Source organism: Ruegeria sp. AWH4_226 (genome assembly GCF_056159225.1).
The window spans coordinates 2,033,933-2,051,223 of the sequence record NZ_JBSWUU010000001.1 but is presented as its reverse complement, the minus strand read 5'-3'; the positions used below and the strand labels follow the sequence as shown (position 1 = coordinate 2,051,223).

At 59.0% G+C, this 17,291-nt stretch carries 13 protein-coding genes and 1 pseudogene; 6 read left to right on the top strand and 8 right to left on the bottom strand.

Translation table 11 applies throughout. From position 1 onward, the window contains the following. Nucleotides 1-60: 60 nt before the first annotated feature. The 6 genes and pseudogenes from ACXAET_RS10055 to ACXAET_RS10030 all read right to left on the bottom strand — a co-directional run. A pseudogene (locus ACXAET_RS10055) lies at nucleotides 61-942 on the bottom strand (NAD(P)-dependent oxidoreductase); the annotation flags it as partial. A gap of 88 nt (nucleotides 943-1,030) precedes the next feature. Next, nucleotides 1,031-1,420 (bottom strand): Cu(I)-responsive transcriptional regulator, encoded by a 390-nt coding sequence (cueR, locus tag ACXAET_RS10050; RefSeq protein WP_068339383.1) that lies wholly within the window; start codon nucleotides 1,418-1,420, stop codon nucleotides 1,031-1,033. Beyond that, nucleotides 1,417-3,894 carry a heavy metal translocating P-type ATPase gene (locus ACXAET_RS10045; RefSeq protein WP_475184201.1) on the bottom strand — a complete coding sequence of 826 codons (2,478 nt, stop codon included), beginning with the start codon at nucleotides 3,892-3,894 and terminating at the stop codon, nucleotides 1,417-1,419. Before ACXAET_RS10045 ends, cueR begins: the two co-directional genes overlap by 4 nt. A 98-nt stretch (nucleotides 3,895-3,992) precedes the next feature. After that, on the bottom strand, nucleotides 3,993-4,154 hold the full coding sequence (locus ACXAET_RS10040) for a hypothetical protein (protein WP_475184199.1): 162 nt from the start codon (nucleotides 4,152-4,154) through the stop codon (nucleotides 3,993-3,995). A 50-nt stretch (nucleotides 4,155-4,204) separates the two neighbouring features. After that, nucleotides 4,205-4,825, bottom strand: coding sequence for a pyridoxamine 5'-phosphate oxidase family protein (locus ACXAET_RS10035; RefSeq protein ID WP_475184197.1), 621 nt, complete (start codon nucleotides 4,823-4,825; stop codon nucleotides 4,205-4,207). Nucleotides 4,826-4,836: 11 nt separating this feature from the next. Then, nucleotides 4,837-5,247: a DUF1348 family protein gene (locus tag ACXAET_RS10030; protein ID WP_475184194.1), complete on the bottom strand. Its 411-nt coding sequence runs from the start codon at nucleotides 5,245-5,247 to the stop codon at nucleotides 4,837-4,839. Between the two features lie 257 nt (nucleotides 5,248-5,504). Between ACXAET_RS10030 and ACXAET_RS10025 the strand changes: the two genes are divergently transcribed. Together ACXAET_RS10025 and ACXAET_RS10020 are read left to right on the top strand one after the other, a co-directional pair. Continuing rightward, nucleotides 5,505-6,068 (top strand): TetR/AcrR family transcriptional regulator, encoded by a 564-nt coding sequence (locus tag ACXAET_RS10025; protein WP_475184193.1) that lies wholly within the window; start codon nucleotides 5,505-5,507, stop codon nucleotides 6,066-6,068. A gap of 108 nt (nucleotides 6,069-6,176) precedes the next feature. Continuing rightward, the gene (locus ACXAET_RS10020) at nucleotides 6,177-7,334 is read left to right on the top strand and encodes an acyl-CoA dehydrogenase family protein (RefSeq protein ID WP_475184191.1); all 1,158 of its coding nucleotides are present in this window, start codon (nucleotides 6,177-6,179) and stop codon (nucleotides 7,332-7,334) included. Nucleotides 7,335-7,413: 79 nt separating this feature from the next. Here the strand turns inward: ACXAET_RS10020 and ACXAET_RS10015 are convergent, their stop codons facing one another. Further along, complete coding sequence (locus tag ACXAET_RS10015; protein WP_475184189.1) at nucleotides 7,414-8,313, bottom strand: LysR substrate-binding domain-containing protein; 900 nt, start codon at nucleotides 8,311-8,313, stop codon at nucleotides 7,414-7,416. Nucleotides 8,314-8,474: 161 nt separating this feature from the next. Between ACXAET_RS10015 and ACXAET_RS10010 the strand changes: the two genes are divergently transcribed. From ACXAET_RS10010 to ACXAET_RS10000, 3 genes are read left to right on the top strand one after another with little or no spacing between them, the layout of a single operon-like run. Beyond that, nucleotides 8,475-10,667: a dehydrogenase E1 component subunit alpha/beta gene (locus tag ACXAET_RS10010; protein ID WP_475184188.1), complete on the top strand. Its 2,193-nt coding sequence runs from the start codon at nucleotides 8,475-8,477 to the stop codon at nucleotides 10,665-10,667. Next, a complete protein-coding gene (locus ACXAET_RS10005; RefSeq protein ID WP_475184186.1) occupies nucleotides 10,664-11,698 on the top strand; it encodes an ACP S-malonyltransferase in 1,035 nt (344 codons plus the stop codon). Before ACXAET_RS10010 ends, ACXAET_RS10005 begins: the two co-directional genes overlap by 4 nt. Before the next feature lie 39 nt (nucleotides 11,699-11,737). Further along, nucleotides 11,738-13,009, top strand: coding sequence for an NAD(P)/FAD-dependent oxidoreductase (locus ACXAET_RS10000; RefSeq protein WP_475184185.1), 1,272 nt, complete (start codon nucleotides 11,738-11,740; stop codon nucleotides 13,007-13,009). A 12-nt stretch (nucleotides 13,010-13,021) separates the two neighbouring features. On the opposite strand, the gene ACXAET_RS09995 is transcribed toward ACXAET_RS10000, so the two are convergent. After that, the gene (locus tag ACXAET_RS09995; RefSeq protein WP_475184183.1) at nucleotides 13,022-13,924 is read right to left on the bottom strand and encodes a LysR family transcriptional regulator; all 903 of its coding nucleotides are present in this window, start codon (nucleotides 13,922-13,924) and stop codon (nucleotides 13,022-13,024) included. A gap of 76 nt (nucleotides 13,925-14,000) precedes the next feature. On the opposite strand from ACXAET_RS09995, the gene ACXAET_RS09990 reads away from it, so the two are divergent. After that, complete coding sequence (locus ACXAET_RS09990; protein ID WP_475184181.1) at nucleotides 14,001-17,216, top strand: reductive dehalogenase; 3,216 nt, start codon at nucleotides 14,001-14,003, stop codon at nucleotides 17,214-17,216. The last annotated feature ends 75 nt before the right edge of the window (nucleotides 17,217-17,291 follow it).

Sequence of the window (17,291 nt, the reverse complement as noted above, 5' to 3'; positions counted from 1 at the left end):
CCTCTTTTGGCCTTGAACCTTACTGTGTGCATCACAGGGGCCTTGCCGGCCCGAGTGCCATTACCCCACCGCGCGCAGCCGTTTGATCAACGAGGATGTATCCCACCGTCCGCCGCCCAGTTTCTGCACGTCTTTGTAGAATTGATCGACCAGCGCCGTCAGCGGCAGAGACGCGCCGTTTTCGTCTGCCTCATCCAGGCAAATTCCAAGATCCTTGCGCATCCAGTCCACTGCAAAGCCATGGTCGAAATGGTCGTCCAGCATCGTCTCGTGCCGATTAACCATTTGCCAGCTGCCAGCGGCCCCCTGGCTGATGACCTCAATCACCGCGCGGCCGTCCAAACCGGCCTTTTCTGCGAAATGCAACGCTTCGCTGAGACCTTGAACCACGCCCGCGATGGCGATCTGGTTACACATCTTCGTCAGCTGCCCGGCACCGCTTTCGCCAATCCGCCGGCAGATTTTCGAATAAACCGCCATCACCGGCTCTACCGCTTCATAGGTCGCCTGATCACCACCGCACATGATTGACAGAACCGCGTTCTCGGCCCCGGCCTGTCCGCCGGATATCGGGGCGTCCACAAACGCCAGCCCCTGTGCCTTGGCCTGCGCATAGAGCTCCCGCGTCACCTGCGCAGAAACCGTGGTGTGATCGACAAAAATCGCGCCTTCTGCCATGGCGTCAAACGCGCCTGCCTCGCCCATGCACACAGCGCGCAGATCGTCATCATTGCCGACACAGGCAAAAACGATCTCAGCACCCTGGGCGGCCTCGGCTGGCGTTTTGCCCATGGAGCCACCGTGTTCCGCGACCCAGGCTTCGGCCTTCGCGGTCGTGCGGTTATACACGGTTACGTCGTGACCGGCGGCCTGAAGGTGCCCGGCCATGGGGTAACCCATAACACCCAGACCCAAAAACGCGACTTTTGCCATTTGTTGATCCTCTTTGCTATCCGAAGCCCATCCTGTTCAGCAGGCTAGATTTTCTGCCCGAGACAAATCAAAGCCACGCGCAAAGAGCAACCCCGCGTTATGGCTTGCCGCCCAAATCCTGCAGGATAGGACAATCGGGACGGTCATCGCCAGCACAGGCGTCGATCAGATGCCCCAACGTGTCGCGCATGGCGTTAAGGTCGGAAATCTTGGCTTCGATCTGTGCCAAATGGGCCCGGGCAACCTTTTTGACATCCGCGCTGGCCCTAGTTTCATCCTCGTAGAGTGCAAGCAGGGTGCGGCAATCTTCGATCGTGAACCCAAGGGCGCGGGCGCGGCCCAGGAAATTCAGTTTGTGCACATCCTGTTCGCGAAATCGACGATAGCCGTTTTCGTCGCGCAGTGGTTTGATCAGACCGATATCCTCGTAATACCGGATGGTCTTGGCGGGCAGGCCGGTTTGGGTTGCAACGTCTCCAATATTCATGTTGTCACCGCTTGCGAGGCTTGGTCCTGTTTTGCCACGGGTAAGGTGGCTCGTACGCGCCGCAGACGCAACGCATTGGACACCACGAAAACGCTGGACAACGCCATCGCCCCGGCGGCTAGTGCGGGGGACAGGAGCTGTCCGCTGAGCGGGTACAGTACTCCAGCGGCCACAGGGATCAGCAAAATGTTGTAGCCAAAGGCCCAACCGAGGTTTTGGCGGATGTTGCGCATCGTGCGGCGGCTGATTTCAACGGCATTGGCTGCGCCGCGAAGATCGCCGGACATCAGAACGACATCCGCTGTTTCAATCGCAACATCAGTGCCCGTACCGATGGCCACGCCGACATCTGCCGCTGCCAGCGCCGGGGCGTCGTTGATACCGTCGCCGACAAAAGCCAGCGCGCCAAACTTGTCGCGCAACGCGGTGATTGCGTCCAGCTTTCCATCTGGCAAAACTTCGGCCGTGACATCGTCGATACCAAGCTTGTTTGCCAACGCTTGCGCAGTACGAGCGTTGTCGCCCGTTATCATCGCCAGTTTCAGACCCATCGCGTGCAGCCGTTCCAGCGCGTCCCGTGTACCGGGTTTTATCGGGTCAGATACCGTCAGCAGCGCCGCCGCCTTACCGTCAATGGCAACAAACAGGGGGGTCGCCCCTTCGCTGGCCCTGTGATCGGCCTCCGCCGTCAATGCGGCCAGATCAATGCCGTTCTGAGCCATAACGCGGGGCGAGCCGATCAGCAGGTCACGCCCTGCGACCTTGGCCCGGACGCCCAGCCCGGTCAGGGACTCAAATTCCGACACGTTGGGCAAATCCGCTGGTCCTGCGCGAGTGATTGCCGTGGCAATGGGATGCTCTGACCGGGCCTCGACCGCGGCAGCCAATCGCAGGACGTCCTCGCGGTCAAATCCGTTGACAGGGGACACATGCTCCAGCTCGGGCCGCCCCAGCGTCAAGGTTCCGGTCTTGTCCAGCGCGATCACTCTGGCCTGTTGCAACTGTTGCAACGCGTCGCCCTTGCGGAACAGGACCCCAAGCTCTGCCGCGCGTCCGGTTCCCACCATGATCGAGGTTGGTGTTGCAAGCCCCATCGCGCAGGGGCAGGCAATGATCAGAACGGAAACTCCGGTTACAAGCGCCATTGGCAGCGCTGGTGCCGGGCCAAAGACCAGCCAAACCACCAGCGTCAACAGCGATATGGCGATTACGATTGGCACGAACCACGCGGTTATTCGGTCGACCAGCCCCTGGATCGGCAGCTTGGCCCCCTGCGCCTGTTCCACCATGCGGACGACTTGGGCCAACACTGTATCAGACCCGACTCGCGTGGCGCGGACCCGCAATGCGCCGGTCCCGTTTACAGTGCCTCCGACGACCTGATCCGAGCGCTCTTTTCCGACGGGAATAGGTTCACCCGTGATCATGCTTTCATCAACATAGGAAGAGCCTTCCAGCACGTCGCCGTCCACGGGCACCCGTTCACCGGGACGGATTTGCAGGGTATCACCGATCGAGATGTCAGCGATTGGACGATCAATAAACGCGCCGTCCATCTCGACCCGCGCGGTCTTGGGCTGCAGCCCCACCAGCTTGCGGATCGCGGCCCCGGCCCGCCCTTTCGCCCGGGCCTCCATCGCGCGGCCCAGAAGGATGAGGACGACGATGACAGAGGCGGCCTCGAAATACACGTTGGCGCTGCCTTCAGGCAAGATCTGCGGCGCAAAGGTCGCGGTGACCGAGAACAGGTATGCCGCCCCGGTCCCCAACGCCACCAGCGCGTTCATATCCGGTGATCTGCGCAGTAAGGAGGGGATGCCCTTTTCGTAGAAGACACGCCCCGGCCCCAGCAACAGCACCGATGTCAGCGCAAATTGAATCAAATGGCTGTTTTGAGTGCCAATGGTCGCGTGAATCCAGTGATGGAATGCCGGAATCATATGGCCGCCCATCTCAAGCACGAACACAGGCAAAGCCAGCGCGGCGGCAATTATCGTAGACCGGTTCAGCGCGCGGGCCTCTTCGAATTTGACGTCATCAGTCTGGACATCGACATCCTCTGCCACGCGCGCCGAATACCCTGCGTCCTTACAACGTTTCGCGAGGGCTTGCGGTTCTGTCGCCCCTTCAACAAGGGAAATCTGGGCGCTTTCCGTGGCCAGGTTGACATGGGCGTCAATCACTGCCGGGTCAGCCTTTAGGCTGCGTTCGATCCTCGACACACACGAGGCGCAGCTCATCCCTTCGATTTTCAGGGTGGTTTGCCGCGTTGCCGCAGGATAGCCCGCGTTCGACAGCGCTTCGATCAAAGCGTTGACCTGACCGTCATGGGTGACCTGAGCGGTTTCCGTCGCGAAATTGACCGATGCGCCGGACACACCGGGCACAGTCCGCAATGCGGCTTCCACCCGCCCCACGCAAGAGGCGCAGCCCATGCCGGAGATTTTCAGTTGAGTTGTTTGCGGCGTGGCCATCCGACTCATCCTATCGTCATGTTCACCCTCCAAATGGGGGTTCCAGTCACAGGAAGGTCAAGGGGCTACGGCAGCTTTCTGCAGAATATGCCTGCAGGTTATTTCTGTGTCAGTTGGTTCAGCAACAGTGAATCATATTGAACGGGCGGCGATGTGCGCACCGCCTCGGGTGAGGCAAAGAACGCCACCATCAGGGCAGCCACCGTCAGCAACGATCCAATCAGAAAGAGGCTGGCGGCATTTAACGCAGAACGCAGCATGATGAGGCTCCTTTTGTCCGTTGTGACCGTTCCCCGCAGACGCAGAGAGGTCACAACTTTTGTGCCAGTTGTTGCTTTAGTTTTTCGTTCTCGGCCTGAAGCTGTTGCAGTTGCTGTCCAAGCGCATTCAGGTGAGGGCGCAGTTCGTCTTCGGTAAACCGGGGCGCGATGTGGCGCGGGCAGTTCCAATCCAACGCTTCGACCCGGATGATCGCGGCGCGTTCGGCGGGGGTTTCCGCCCCTTCGGGATAGAGGCTGGTCGCGGCAGCTTCGCCTTCGGTGAATTCCATGCGCCCAAGGATCTTGAGGCGCTGCTGGTTGGCATAATCCATCAGGATCAGGGCAATGCGGTCATTGCCATCCAGGTTCCCGCGCGAGATATATTGTTTGTTACCCGAAAGATCCGCGTACCCGATGGTCTGCGGGCCCAAAACCTTGAGAAACCCGACCGGCCCGCCGCGATATTGGACATAGGGCCAACCCGTTTCAGAAACGGTAGACTGGTAAAACCCGTCGCGCGCTTCGATAAATGTCTTTTCTGCCGCACCGATCTGGTGACCCTGTTGCGGGCCGCCCTCGATGAACTTTGCGTAGGTTCTGGCCGAGCCCATCCTTTCTTGATGCGCCCGAACAGCGGGAGTGAAGGTAAGTTCCGAGAAAGCGCGCGGCATGTAGTTTCCTTTTAGTGACCCAACGCATGAGTGCTGGGGCGGTCTTCGGGGTTGGGATATTGCGTCCAGTGATGTGGGTGGCCATTTGTGGCAAGTTCGCAGTCTTTATCGCTGCAACGCCTTAACCACTGTCCGTTCATACCGTGCAACTCGTCAGGAATACGTGCCGCGATGCGGTTTCCGGAACGGGTCCACAGATCCTTGATCAACCGGTCGTCTTGTTCCGTGTTCCACACGCGGGGCAAAAGGGCTTGGGCGGCCTTGTGCACGCTTAGGAATTTGGTCCGGTTTCCCAGTTCACTGTCGACCGTAACATCCGGTGTCACCACATCCGCATCGCGGCCGTTCCACGCGGTTGGTGCCATGCGAACCCTTTGCATGGTGCCGTCCCACGTGGAGGGGGGGAGAGGGGGGCGTGTCATCCTGTGGTCTTTTATGTTAGTGCGGCGGCGATCATTGCGACTGTCAGCAGAAAGGGGACGTATTGAGGGGAGAATAGGCTGGCATGTCGTCTCATCTGATCGCTCCAAGGTTAACAGATCGGTACATCCTGGTATTAATATGTACAGATCGGTAAACCTTTGCAAGTCTTTTTTGGGTGTCTTTGCATGTTCCCTTGAAGGTTGTCTAAACGGCCCTAGCGTATTATGTACTGATCTGTACACTTAGGAGCCCGTAAATGCGCCCAAATAAACGCGATGAACTGGTTAGGAAGGCCTTGCAGGTTTTTTATCGGCACGGCTTTCACGCCACCGGCATGGATAAACTTGTGGTTGAGACGGGTGTTTCCAAAACCTCAATGTACAAGCATTTCCGCACCAAGGAGGAACTGATTCTCGCGGTTCTGAAACTGCGCGATGAAGATTTTTGCGAAAACCTCTTCCGCCGCATGAACGAGCTTTCGGATACGCCCGCCGGTCAATTGCTTGCCAGTTTCGACGCCCTGAACGAGTGGTTTCATGAGAAAGAATATCGCGGTTGCATGTTCATCAAGGCCGGCGCGGAATTTCAAGAAGTGGATCACCCAATCCACAAGCAATCGGCTGAGCACAAACAGATTATCCTGGATTATTTGACCGATCTGGCGCGCAAGGCAGGGGCACGCGACCCGGAACACCTGGCCTGCCAGATTTTTCTGTTGCAGGAAGGTGCAATTGTGACTGCGGTTTTTCTGAAATCTTACGAACCGGCAGAGGATGCCAAGGCCGCTGCCGCGCTTTTGTTGAACGCCGCTCTGGACTGAACGGGTTATTATCTCTGAAAGAACGTTGCGTTGTCGCGCGTTGGCCGGATTGGAATACGCCGGCTTCAACGCTAATTTGACGACAGAACGATTTGGGGAGAACGTCCTATGACGCTGTTTACCGCGACCGCAGGTTGGGTGACCGACGAGCATCAAATGTTTGCCGAAATGGCAGACCGCTTCATGGAAGATGAACTGGTTCCCAATATCGACCTCTGGATCGAAAACGGAGCTGTCGACCGTGACATGTGGCGCAAAGCCGGTGACATGGGTCTGATGGCCGGCGCGATCCCCGAGGCCTATGGCGGTGTAGGCGGCGGGATCGGCTTTGACGCGGTCACGATGTATGCGCAGTCTTCGCACGGCGATTCCGGCTGGGGCTACGCGGTTCAGTCGATTGTTGTCCACTACATCAATGCCTATGGCAGCGAGGATCAAAAGGCGAAATGGCTGCCGAAACTCGCATCAGGTGAGATGGTCGGCGCACTGGCCATGACCGAGCCAGGAACCGGTTCGGATGTGCAGGCCATTCGTACGACTGCAGACAAAGATGGGAACTCCTACCGTTTAAACGGGTCAAAAATATTCATTACGAATGGGCAATCTGCGGACTTGATCCTAGCGGCCTGTAAGACCGACAAGACTTTGGGTTCCAAGGGTGTTTCGCTGATCGCCGTTGAAACCGAAGGTGCCGAGGGCTTCCGCAGGGGGCGTAACCTGAAGAAACTTGGCATGAAAGCCAATGACACAGCCGAGCTGTTCTTTGAGGACGTGAAGGTCCCGATGACCAATCTGCTGGGCGCAGAGGAGGGTCAGGGCTTTTATCAGATGATGAACCAATTGCCGTGGGAACGTCTGACTATCGGCATCGGCGCGCTGGGCGCAATTGATTTCGCAATTGCCGAGACGGTGAAATACACGCAAGAACGCAAGGCCTTCGGACAGCGGGTGATGGATTTCCAGAACACGCGGTTCAAACTGGCAGAATGCAAAACGAAGGCAGAGGTCCTGCGCAGCTTTGTCAATGATTGCATCGCGCGGCTTGAGGCCGGAGTGCTTGATGCAGCGACGGCGTCGATGGTGAAGTACTGGGGGTCGGAGGTGCAGAACGAGATCATGCATGAATGCCTTCAGCTCTTTGGTGGCTATGGCTACATGATGGAATACCCGATTGCTCGCCTCTATGCGGATGCTCGCGTTCAAATGATCTACGGTGGTACGAACGAAATCATGAAAGAGCTTATCGCCCGGTCCTTGGATACTTGATTGAGCCGGGTGGTGCTCCCACCTGCCGTCCGCAGGACGCAAGGCCGAAGGCCGCGCAGTGTTTGAAGTGATCTTGGATTTACGAGACCAAGGTCTGATCAATCTGACCTTGCAGCCAGGTGCGGAAAGAGCGGAGAGGTTCGGATTCTGCGCGGGACTGTGGCCAGACAAGATAGAAATTCCCTAGACTGACGCCTGGACCATGCCATGCGGGAACCAGCCGCCCGGCTGCAAGATCGGCCTCAATCAGGTAGCTGGGCAGAAGCGCAACACCCAGACCGTGGATGGTGGCTTGCCCCATGGTTGAGAATTGATCGAACAACATGCCGTGTATTCCGCTCACCGCGCGCCCCTGTGCGGCAAACCATCTTTCCCAGGCATCTGGGCGTGTCTCAAGGTGCAGCAGGGGGGCTGTTGTCAGCCAGCCGATGTCATCCGCGCTATCAGGCAGCAGTTCGGGTGAGCAGACCGGCAGCACATCTTCACGCATTATCGGAAGGTAATTCACTCCGGCCCAGTCCCGTTGACCAAAGTGAATTGCAGCGTCGAAACGCTCAGATTCGAAATCAAAAGGCCGAAGCCTTGTATTCAGATTCACGGTGACTTCGGGGTGGCGGCGGGCAAAATCCTGAAGACGCGGGGCCAGCCAGTGCATGCCAAATGCGGGCAGGATCGACAGGTTCAAGGACCCGCCGGTCGGGTTGGCCTTGAGTTTCAGTGAAGCCTGCGCAAGCTGGTTCAGTGCTGTCCGGGCGACTTGTACATATTCCTTCGCTGCCGGGGTCAGATGCAGACGCATCTGGCTGCGCTGGATCAGATCCACCCCCAACTGTTCCTCCATAGACTTGAGTTGCCGGCTGATCGCGCTTTGTGTAAGCGACAGTTCTTCGGCGGCGGCTGAGGCGCTGCCAAGGCGGTCAACGGCTTCGAGGGCGAGCAAAGAGGGGATCGAAGGCAGAAACCGACGGGGGGCAATCATATGATGAATCCTCATACCTTTCGAATGGAATATCACTGGCAATTGCCGGGTGCCAGTCCGATACAAACACAGGTTTTTCTTTTGGCTGGCCGGTTGAGAATGCAGGCGGTATCCAAGATAGAATTGCCGCACTCATGCCGTAGTAGACCGGGGGACAGGCCATGGATCGCGCTCAGATCGTTCACGAAAACTTCCTGACCCGTGTCGCAAAACGCGATTTCCCCGCCGGAGCGGCCCCAATGCCGGGTCTGACCAACCCGGATGCAGTATCGCTTTATCGATCTCAGGTCCTCAGCCGGGCATTGGATCGCGCCAGCCGCGCAATGCAAAAAGCGGGGCAGGGTTTTTACACGATCGGCTCATCCGGGCATGAGGGGATGGCCGCGGTCGCGCATGCGCTGCGCCCCACGGACATAGCCTTTCTTCACTACCGGGACGCGGCGTTCCAGATCGCCCGGGCCGAACAGGTGCCCGGCCAGCAGATTGCCTGGGACATGCTGCTGAGTTTCGCATGCTCGAAAGAAGACCCGACCTCGGGCGGGCGGCACAAGGTGTTGGGGTCCAAAGCGTTGATGATCCCACCGCAGACTTCGACCATCGCCAGTCATCTGCCCAAGGCGGTTGGCGCGGCGTACAGTCTGGGTGCGGCCCGGAGGCATGACCCCGAGCATCGGGAGTTGCCAGAGGATGGGATTGCGATCTGTTCTTTTGGGGACGCATCAGCCAACCATTCGACGGCCCAAGGGGCGATCAACACCGCCGGTTGGACCAGTGTGCAGTCGACACCGCTGCCCCTTCTATTCGTGTGTGAAGATAACGGGATCGGCATCTCGGTCAAAACCCCGAAAGGCTGGATACAGGCATCGATGGAGCATCGACCGGGGATAAAGTACTTTCAGGCCAACGGGCTGGACATCTATGAAACCTATGCCGTTGCGCGTGAGGCGTCCGAATATGTGCGGACGCGCCGAAAGCCCGCGTTCCTGCACCTTAAAACCGTACGGCTTTACGGCCATGCTGGCGCGGATGTTCCGACCACCTATCTGTCCAAGGCGGAGGTCGAGGCCGATGAGGCCAATGATCCTCTGCTGCACTCGGTCCGCCTTCTGGATCAAGCAGGCGCGCTGTCGCCCGGGCAGGCGCTGAAAATCTACGAGGATACCTGTGCGCGCACCGATCGTGTTGCGGCACAGGCAGCAAAACGCCCGCATCTGGCCAATGCCGCCGAGGTGATGGCAAGCCTGATCCCACCAAAACGCGCCTGTAAACCGACCAACGGCCCAAGTCCTGAGGCGCGTGCAAAGGCATTTGGCGGAGACATGCGCGCGATGGACGACCCACAACCCATGAGCCGCCTCATCAACTGGGCTCTGACTGATCTGATGCTGGAACACCCAGAGATTGTCTGCATGGGCGAAGACGTTGGTCGCAAAGGCGGCGTTTATGGCGTAACCCAGAAACTTCAACAGCGGTTTGGCCCGGACCGGGTGATCGATACACTGCTGGATGAGCAGTCCATTCTGGGTCTGGCGATTGGTATGGGTCACAACGGCTTCATCCCGATCCCCGAAATCCAATTCCTTGCCTATCTGCACAATGCCGAAGATCAGATCCGGGGCGAGGCCGCGACCTTGCCGTTTTTTTCGAACGGACAGTTCACCAACCCGATGGTGCTGCGGATTGCCGGGCTGGGCTATCAGAAGGGGTTCGGCGGGCATTTCCACAACGACAACTCTCTGGCCGTGCTGCGCGACATTCCCGGTGTGGTCATCGCCTGCCCATCGACCGGCGCGGACGCCGCCCAGATGCTGCGTGAATGCGTGCGGCTGGCACGTGAGGAGCAGCGGGTTGTGGTGTTTCTGGAGCCCATCGCCCTTTATCCGATGCGCGACCTACATGAGGCGCAGGATGGTGGATGGATGACGACCTATCCCTCGGCGGATCAACGTATAGAGTTGGGAGAGGTAGGCGTGCACGCGGACGGAAATGATCTGGCCATCGTGACCTATGGCAATGGGCATTACTTGTCCAAGCAGGCGCTGCCTGAACTGGAAGCGGCCGGTATAAAAGCCCGCATTATCGACCAGCGCTGGCTTGCGCCACTGCCGGTTGATGCTCTGCGTTCGGCCATTAAGCCCTGCGCGCATGTTCTGATCGTCGATGAATGCCGACGAACCGGCAGTCAGTCCGAGGCGCTGATGACCTTCTTTACAGAAGAAAACCCATCGACCCCCATCGCGCGTGTCGTGGCCGAGGATAGTTTTATCGCAACAGGCCCGGCCTATGCCGCCCCGTTGCCCTCCAAGGACAGCATCGTCGCGGCCGCGCTCACGCTAACCGGAGGCCGCGCATGACCCGCACTGCCGTCATCATCTGTCCCGGTCGGGGCACTTACAACAAGCCCGAACTTGGCTATCTGCACCGGCATCACGCGCAGCGGATGGACCTGTTCCACAGCTTCGACGCCATCCGCACCGAGGCGGGGCAAGAGACCGTGACCGCGCTTGATGGTGCGGATCGTTACACGGTGAGCAAGTATTCTCGCGGGGATGTGGCCTCACCCCTGATCTATGCGGCATCGCTGGCGGACGCTCAGGCGCTGGGCGAAGATATCAATGTGGTCGCTGTCACGGGCAATTCGATGGGCTGGTACATTGCGCTGGCGGCGGGTGGTGCGTTGTCTCCGCAGGACGGGTTTCGTGTTGTGAATACAATGGGAACGCTGATGCAAGAGCAGTTGATCGGCGGGCAATTGGTTTATCCGTTCGTTGGCGACACGTGGCAGGCGGATGCCACCCGAAAGGCCGAACTTCTGGCACAAGTGGCGGATATTAACGCAACCGACGGGTGTGATCTGGCCTTATCCATTGATCTGGGCGGGATGCTTGTGCTGGCCGGGAATGAGGCGGGGCTGAAAGCCTTTGAGACCGCGCACCCCACGGTGCAGGATCGCTTTCCGATGCGGCTTGCCAACCACGCCGCATTCCACACCTCATTGCAGACCCCGGTTGCGGCAAAAGGCCGATCGAGGCTGAGCCCAGATATGTTTGGTCAGCCTGACCTTCCGCTGATCGACGGGCGCGGCAAAATCTGGTGGCCGGGCGCGACGGATACGCGGGCGCTTTGGGACTATACGCTGGGCCATCAAGTGACCGAAACATATGACTTTACGCGCGCCATTCAGACGGCCGCGCGCGAGTTTGCGCCAGACCTGTTCATCGTCACCGGCCCTGGCGCGACTTTGGGCGGGGCGGTGGCGCAGTCTCTGGTTCTGGCTGACTGGCGCGGGATGTCCGACAAACCGGCTTTTCAGGCGCTGCAACAGACAGAGCCCTTCCTGATATCGATGGGGCGCGAGGATCAAAGAGCCCTTGTCACCGGCTGATCCAGCCCTGATGATCCGCGCCAATTCAAGGAGTTCAGCGTGCCTGACCACGACCAATCCCTGTGGTTGAAAACCTGCCGAGAGCATGTGGAAAGCCACCCCCTGACCGATGATCTGACGGTTGATCTGGCCGTAATCGGCGGCGGCTACACTGGGTGTTCGGCAGCATTGACGGCGGCGCGCTCCGGAGCATCGGTATGTTTGCTTGAGGCGCAGGGTATCGGCCATGGCGGGTCAGGTCGAAATGTTGGCTTGGTGAATGCGGGGCTGTGGTTGCCGCCTGCCGATATTCGCGCACGTCTGGGTGATGAAGCCGGGGATCGGCTGATCGCCCTTTTAGCAGCGGCTCCGGCAGAGGTTTTTGACCTGATCGAACAAAACGGCATCGACTGCGCGCCCGTGCGCAACGGGACACTTAACCTAGCGCATTCCGCTTCAGGGCTGCGTGATTTGCAGAAGCGCCACGCGCAACTTAGTGCGACCGGCGCACCGGTTGAACTGCTGTCGGGGCCACAGGCGGCGCAACGTACTGGCAGCGCGGCATTCTACGGAGCGTTGTTCGATCCACGCGCCGGTACGATCCAACCGCTTGGCTACGTCCGTGGTCTGGCCCGCGCTGCTGCCGAGGCAGGGGCGAGAATTGTTTCGCAATGCCCCATTGAAACCATGCAATTCGACCAAGGGATTTGGACGCTAAAAACGCGTCAGGGCAAACTTCGCGCCAAATCCGTGATCCAAGCCACCAACGCGTATCATCGGAGTCTTGCGGCCTCATCCCCTGACTACGTGCCGGTCTACTTTTTTCAATTCGCGACCTCTCCGCTGCCGGAAAAATTGCGCGCGGGTATCTTGCCGGGGGGTGAGGGGTGTTGGGACACCGGGCTGATCATGACCTCTATCCGCTTGGATGCCGAAGGACGCTTGATAATCGGAGCCATGGGCGATCTGGGGCATGCAGGCCGCTCCGTGCATACGGCATGGATCAGGCGCAAACTCGCTGCGCTCTATCCACAGCTTGCAGGGCAGCCGCTAACCGAAGGCTGGCACGGGCGGATTGCCATGACCTTGGACCACATTCCCAAGATCACGCAAATCGGTCCCAATGCTTTGTCGGTGCACGGCTATTCCGGTCGCGGAATTGCGCCCGGCACCGCGTTTGGCCGATTGATGGCCGAAAGCCTGTTGCAAAACGACCTGTCCACGCTGCCTGTGCCTGCGGTATCAGAATATCGCGAAAACTGGACAGGCCTGCGCCGTGCCTATTTCGAAGCAGGCGCCACATTGATGCATTTTGTCAAAACGCGCTTCTGACTAGCCGCACGTTCACTCTTGAAGCGTGCCCGCGATAGCCTCGATCCGATTGCGCAACCAGCGATGGGCCGGATCATTGGCCGAGCGCTGATGCCACACCATGTAGATCGCAACGGGCTCACATTCGAACGGCAGAGGGGCACACTCCAGCGCCGCCAGCGGCCCGCGTTTCATAAGCGCCGTGTCGGTTGAGATCAGGTCGCTGCCTTTCACAAATGACGGGATGGCATTGAAATGTGGAAGAATGACGGTGGGTGGCCTGATCTGGCTTTGATCCACACCGCGCATTACCGCGCGGGAACTGCGCCCGTCGGCAAAACGCACCTCGACATGATCTGCCTGACAATAGGCGGGCCAACTGTCGGGCGGGCTGCGCTGATCGGCGTCGTAATAGATCATGAGTGGACTGATCAGAACGCGTTTCTGAAAGATATCCGGCCCGTCTGGTGGCAGCGGGGTCAACATCAACTGGCACCGGTCATTGCGCAGCAGGTCCGCATGGGGAACACCCGACGGAATAAAGCTCAACCGCAGCCGCACACCTTCGCGCCGAGTCGTTTGCAGCAGCGATGGAAAGATCAACTCGCGCGGCATGTCGTTGGCTGCGATCTGGATGTTGATTTCTTCTGCCAGCGGGTCGAACGGGCGGTCATCGGTCAGGCCCCGCATCCCGTCCAACACACTCTGTACTGGCTCTTGCAGCGACAAAGCGCGCTCGGTTGGCATCAACCCGTGACCCGACCGCACAAACAGGGGATCACCCAGCACCCGCCGCAACTTGGCCAGCGTGTGGCTGATCGCCGATTGCGTCACGCCAAGCCGGTCGGCGGCTTTTGAAACCGAGCTTTCCTGAAGAATGATCAGGAATGTGCGCAGGACCTTGCCGTCCAGGTCAGTGAAATCAGTTTTGCTCATATCGTATATGACTATTCATGAGTGGATTTACTGTTCATGGCGCATTAGGTGACATTCAGCAAGCAGGAGGCACGCGATGGGGGTCCGTTTTTTCTCGGACAAGAACCGGCCGGTCCATATGGGCCAGTATCCGTTGGAGCGGTTGGCGCGACAGGCCCATATGCGAGACCTGTCTCATGCGCGCGCCATGCCAGAGCTTAGTTTTCACCGACCGGATCAGCCGCACAGCATCGTCAACGCGATGGGTGAGTTTCAGGCGATGCTGGATACGATCCGCGATGGGTTCGTGAATCCGGTTGTCTCGGAGATTCCGCAAGACCCGTCCGAACGCTCCAATCACCTTAAGGCGTTTGGCTACTTCAACGACGCGTCCATGATGGGGTGCGGCCCCGTTCCGCCCCAGGCGCTGCTGTCGGAGCCGCGCCGCAACCCTGATATCGACCGTTTGGCGCACGCGTTGAAAACGCGGCAGACCAAAACGCTGGCCTCGGGGATTGATCTGATCATGGCCGACCTGAAGGAAAGCATGGAGGCCGCGCCCAGGCCGATGGACGCGCATAAGCATGCCATCGTCTTCCTGTACGAACACAACCGCGACCCGGACCCGGACGAGCCCGGAGTCGAATGGATCATGGACGCGCAGGATCACCGTGCCTGTTTGTTGGCCGCTGAAAATGCGGTGGTGATCGCAAACTATATCCGCTTACTGGGCTTTGACGCGCGGGCGCACACGGTGATGTCGTCCGAGGTTGATCTGGGGCGACTGGCTGTGGCGGCGGGTCTCGCCTCGGTCGAGGGTGGCGACATCGTCGCCCCGTGGCTAGGCAAACGGTTCGGACTGGCCGCTGTGTCGACCGAGATGGAGATCGCGCATGATCAACCTTTGCAGCCCATGGCGCAACAGCCGTGGTTTCGCACGCAGGGGCCGGCCTGGTGGGTGGGGGCAGGCTTTGCCAAAAACGCGCTGAATCGCGATCCCTATGCCAAGCGGCGCTATGTGGATGGGGCGCACCCGTTCGAAAAGCTCAAGCGTGTTGACAACCCAACAACCTATATCGACGAAGAAAATGTTGCGCGCGTCCCCAAGCGCGCGGACATGTTCGCCCGCGCGCAGTTCGGTGACATGGGCAAGCCGTTACAGAACGCCGCCAAGGGCGGGTATTACGTACGCAAAGCCGCCCCCAGTTTTGCTCAGCGCCGCGCGCTCGGCGCATTTGTTCTGTTGCAGGACGGAGAGAGTGCGGACACCACGCGCCCGTCGTCTGACGCCGAACGCAACGCGGCGAATATCAAGGCAGCAACCTATTTTCTGGGCGTCGACGCTGTGGGTCTCAGCCGTTGTCCGCAATGGGCATGGTATTCCCACGATGCCACGGGGGAAGAGATAATCCCTCCTCATGATCAGGCCATCAGCATGATCATCGACCAGGGGTATGAAACGATGGAGGGCGCCAGCGGTGACGACTGGATCAGCGTCGCCCAATCCATGCGCGCCTATCTGCGGTTCTCGCTTCTGGGCGGGGTGATCGCGCAGCAGATCCGCAACCTTGGTTACAAAGCCAAAGCTCATACCGTGATGGACGGAGAGGTATTGCAACCGCCCTTGCTGCTACTGTCGGGGTTGGGCGAGGTTAGCCGGATCGGAGAGGTCATCCTGAACCCCTATCTTGGCCCGCGCCTGAAATCCGGTGCGGTGACGACTGATATGCCGATGACCCATGACAAGCCGATTGATTTTGGGCTGCAAAGCTTTTGCGAAAGCTGCAACAAATGCGCGCGGGAATGCCCTTCTGGCGCGATCACTGCCGGGCCGAAGCTTATGTTCAACGGCTATGAAATCTGGAAGTCCGATAGCCAGAAATGCGCGACGTACCGTGTGACCACACCGGGTGGGGCGATGTGCGGCCGGTGCATGAAGACATGCCCCTGGAACCTTGAGGGCATCTTTAAGGAACGTCCCTTCCGCTGGGCGGCCATGAACATTCCGCAGGCTGCACCTGCTTTGGCGCGGCTGGACGACGCCGTTGGGAACGGTGGTCTGAACGACACAAAGAAATGGTGGTGGGATATCGAGCTTCAGCCAGACGGGTCATACCGCCCGACAACCCACCCACTGAACCGGCGTGATCTGCAAAAGGATCTGGATCTGAAATACGAGGACCAGACACTGGCCGTGTATCCCGCCTATCTGGCACCGCACCCGTGGCCCTATCCATTTGCCATGGACCGCGAGGCCGGGATTGCTGCGTATCAGGCGATGGTGTCAGCCGAGGAGTACAAAGCCCGTAAGGCAGCCGGGGACTTGTCGGTCATCCACCGCTATACCATCGCCGGGGACGCGCCAGTCATGAGGGTTGCCGTTTCCAAGGTCGACAAGATGACAGCGGATGTAACCAAGTACGAATTTTCGACCCTGGATGGCGCGCCCTTGCCCGTCTGGACCGCTGGAGCACATCTGGACGTGCTGGTTGCCCCGGAATTTCTGCGGCAATACTCTATGTCCGGCGATCCGTCTGATCCGTCCGTTTATCAAATCGGCGTCTTGCGCGAGGATGAAGGGCGCGGAGGTTCAGCCTTGCTGCACCGGATTTTCACTAAAGGGCGCAAGGTCTTCATCTCGAAACCCATCAACCATTTCGAGTTGGATGAGACGGCCACTAAGACCTTCCTGATGGGCGGTGGAATCGGCATCACCCCGATGATCGCCTTCGCCCACCGTTTGCACAGCTTGGGAAAAGAGTTTGAGCTGCACTACTCCGCCAGCACCCGCGCCGGCGCTGGCTATCTGGACGATCTGGCCGCGATGCCATGGGCAGATCGCGTGCACTTTCACGTCTCGGACGAGGGGACACGGGCCGATCTGGATCAAATCCTGTCGGGCTACAGGGCGGGTTGGCACGTTTATACCTGCGGCCCGGACCGTTACATGGACGGTGTGATGCAGGCTGCAGACCGGCAGGGCTTCCCCGAGGATGCGCGACATCTGGAGTATTTCTCGGTTCCGGAACAGCCGGATTATGAAAACCATCCGTTTATTCTGAAACTGGCGAAATCGGGCCGGGAATTGAAGGTGCCTGCCGACAAAGATGCGGCACAGGTCCTGAACGATGCAGGTATTCACGTGGATGTAAAATGCGCAGACGGTATTTGCGGTGTGTGCAAATGCGGTGTGTTATCCGGTGAAATCGAACACCGCGATTTTGTTCTGTCCAACAAGCAACGCGAAAGCGCAGTTATCCTGTGTCAGAGCCGTGCAGCGCAGCCGGATGGCGTGATTGAGCTTGACCTTTGACGCAAGGTTTGGAAACGACATTCTGTAACGCAAAATTTGGTCGTTCCTGCCATGGACGCCGGTAGCTTGCTGCTC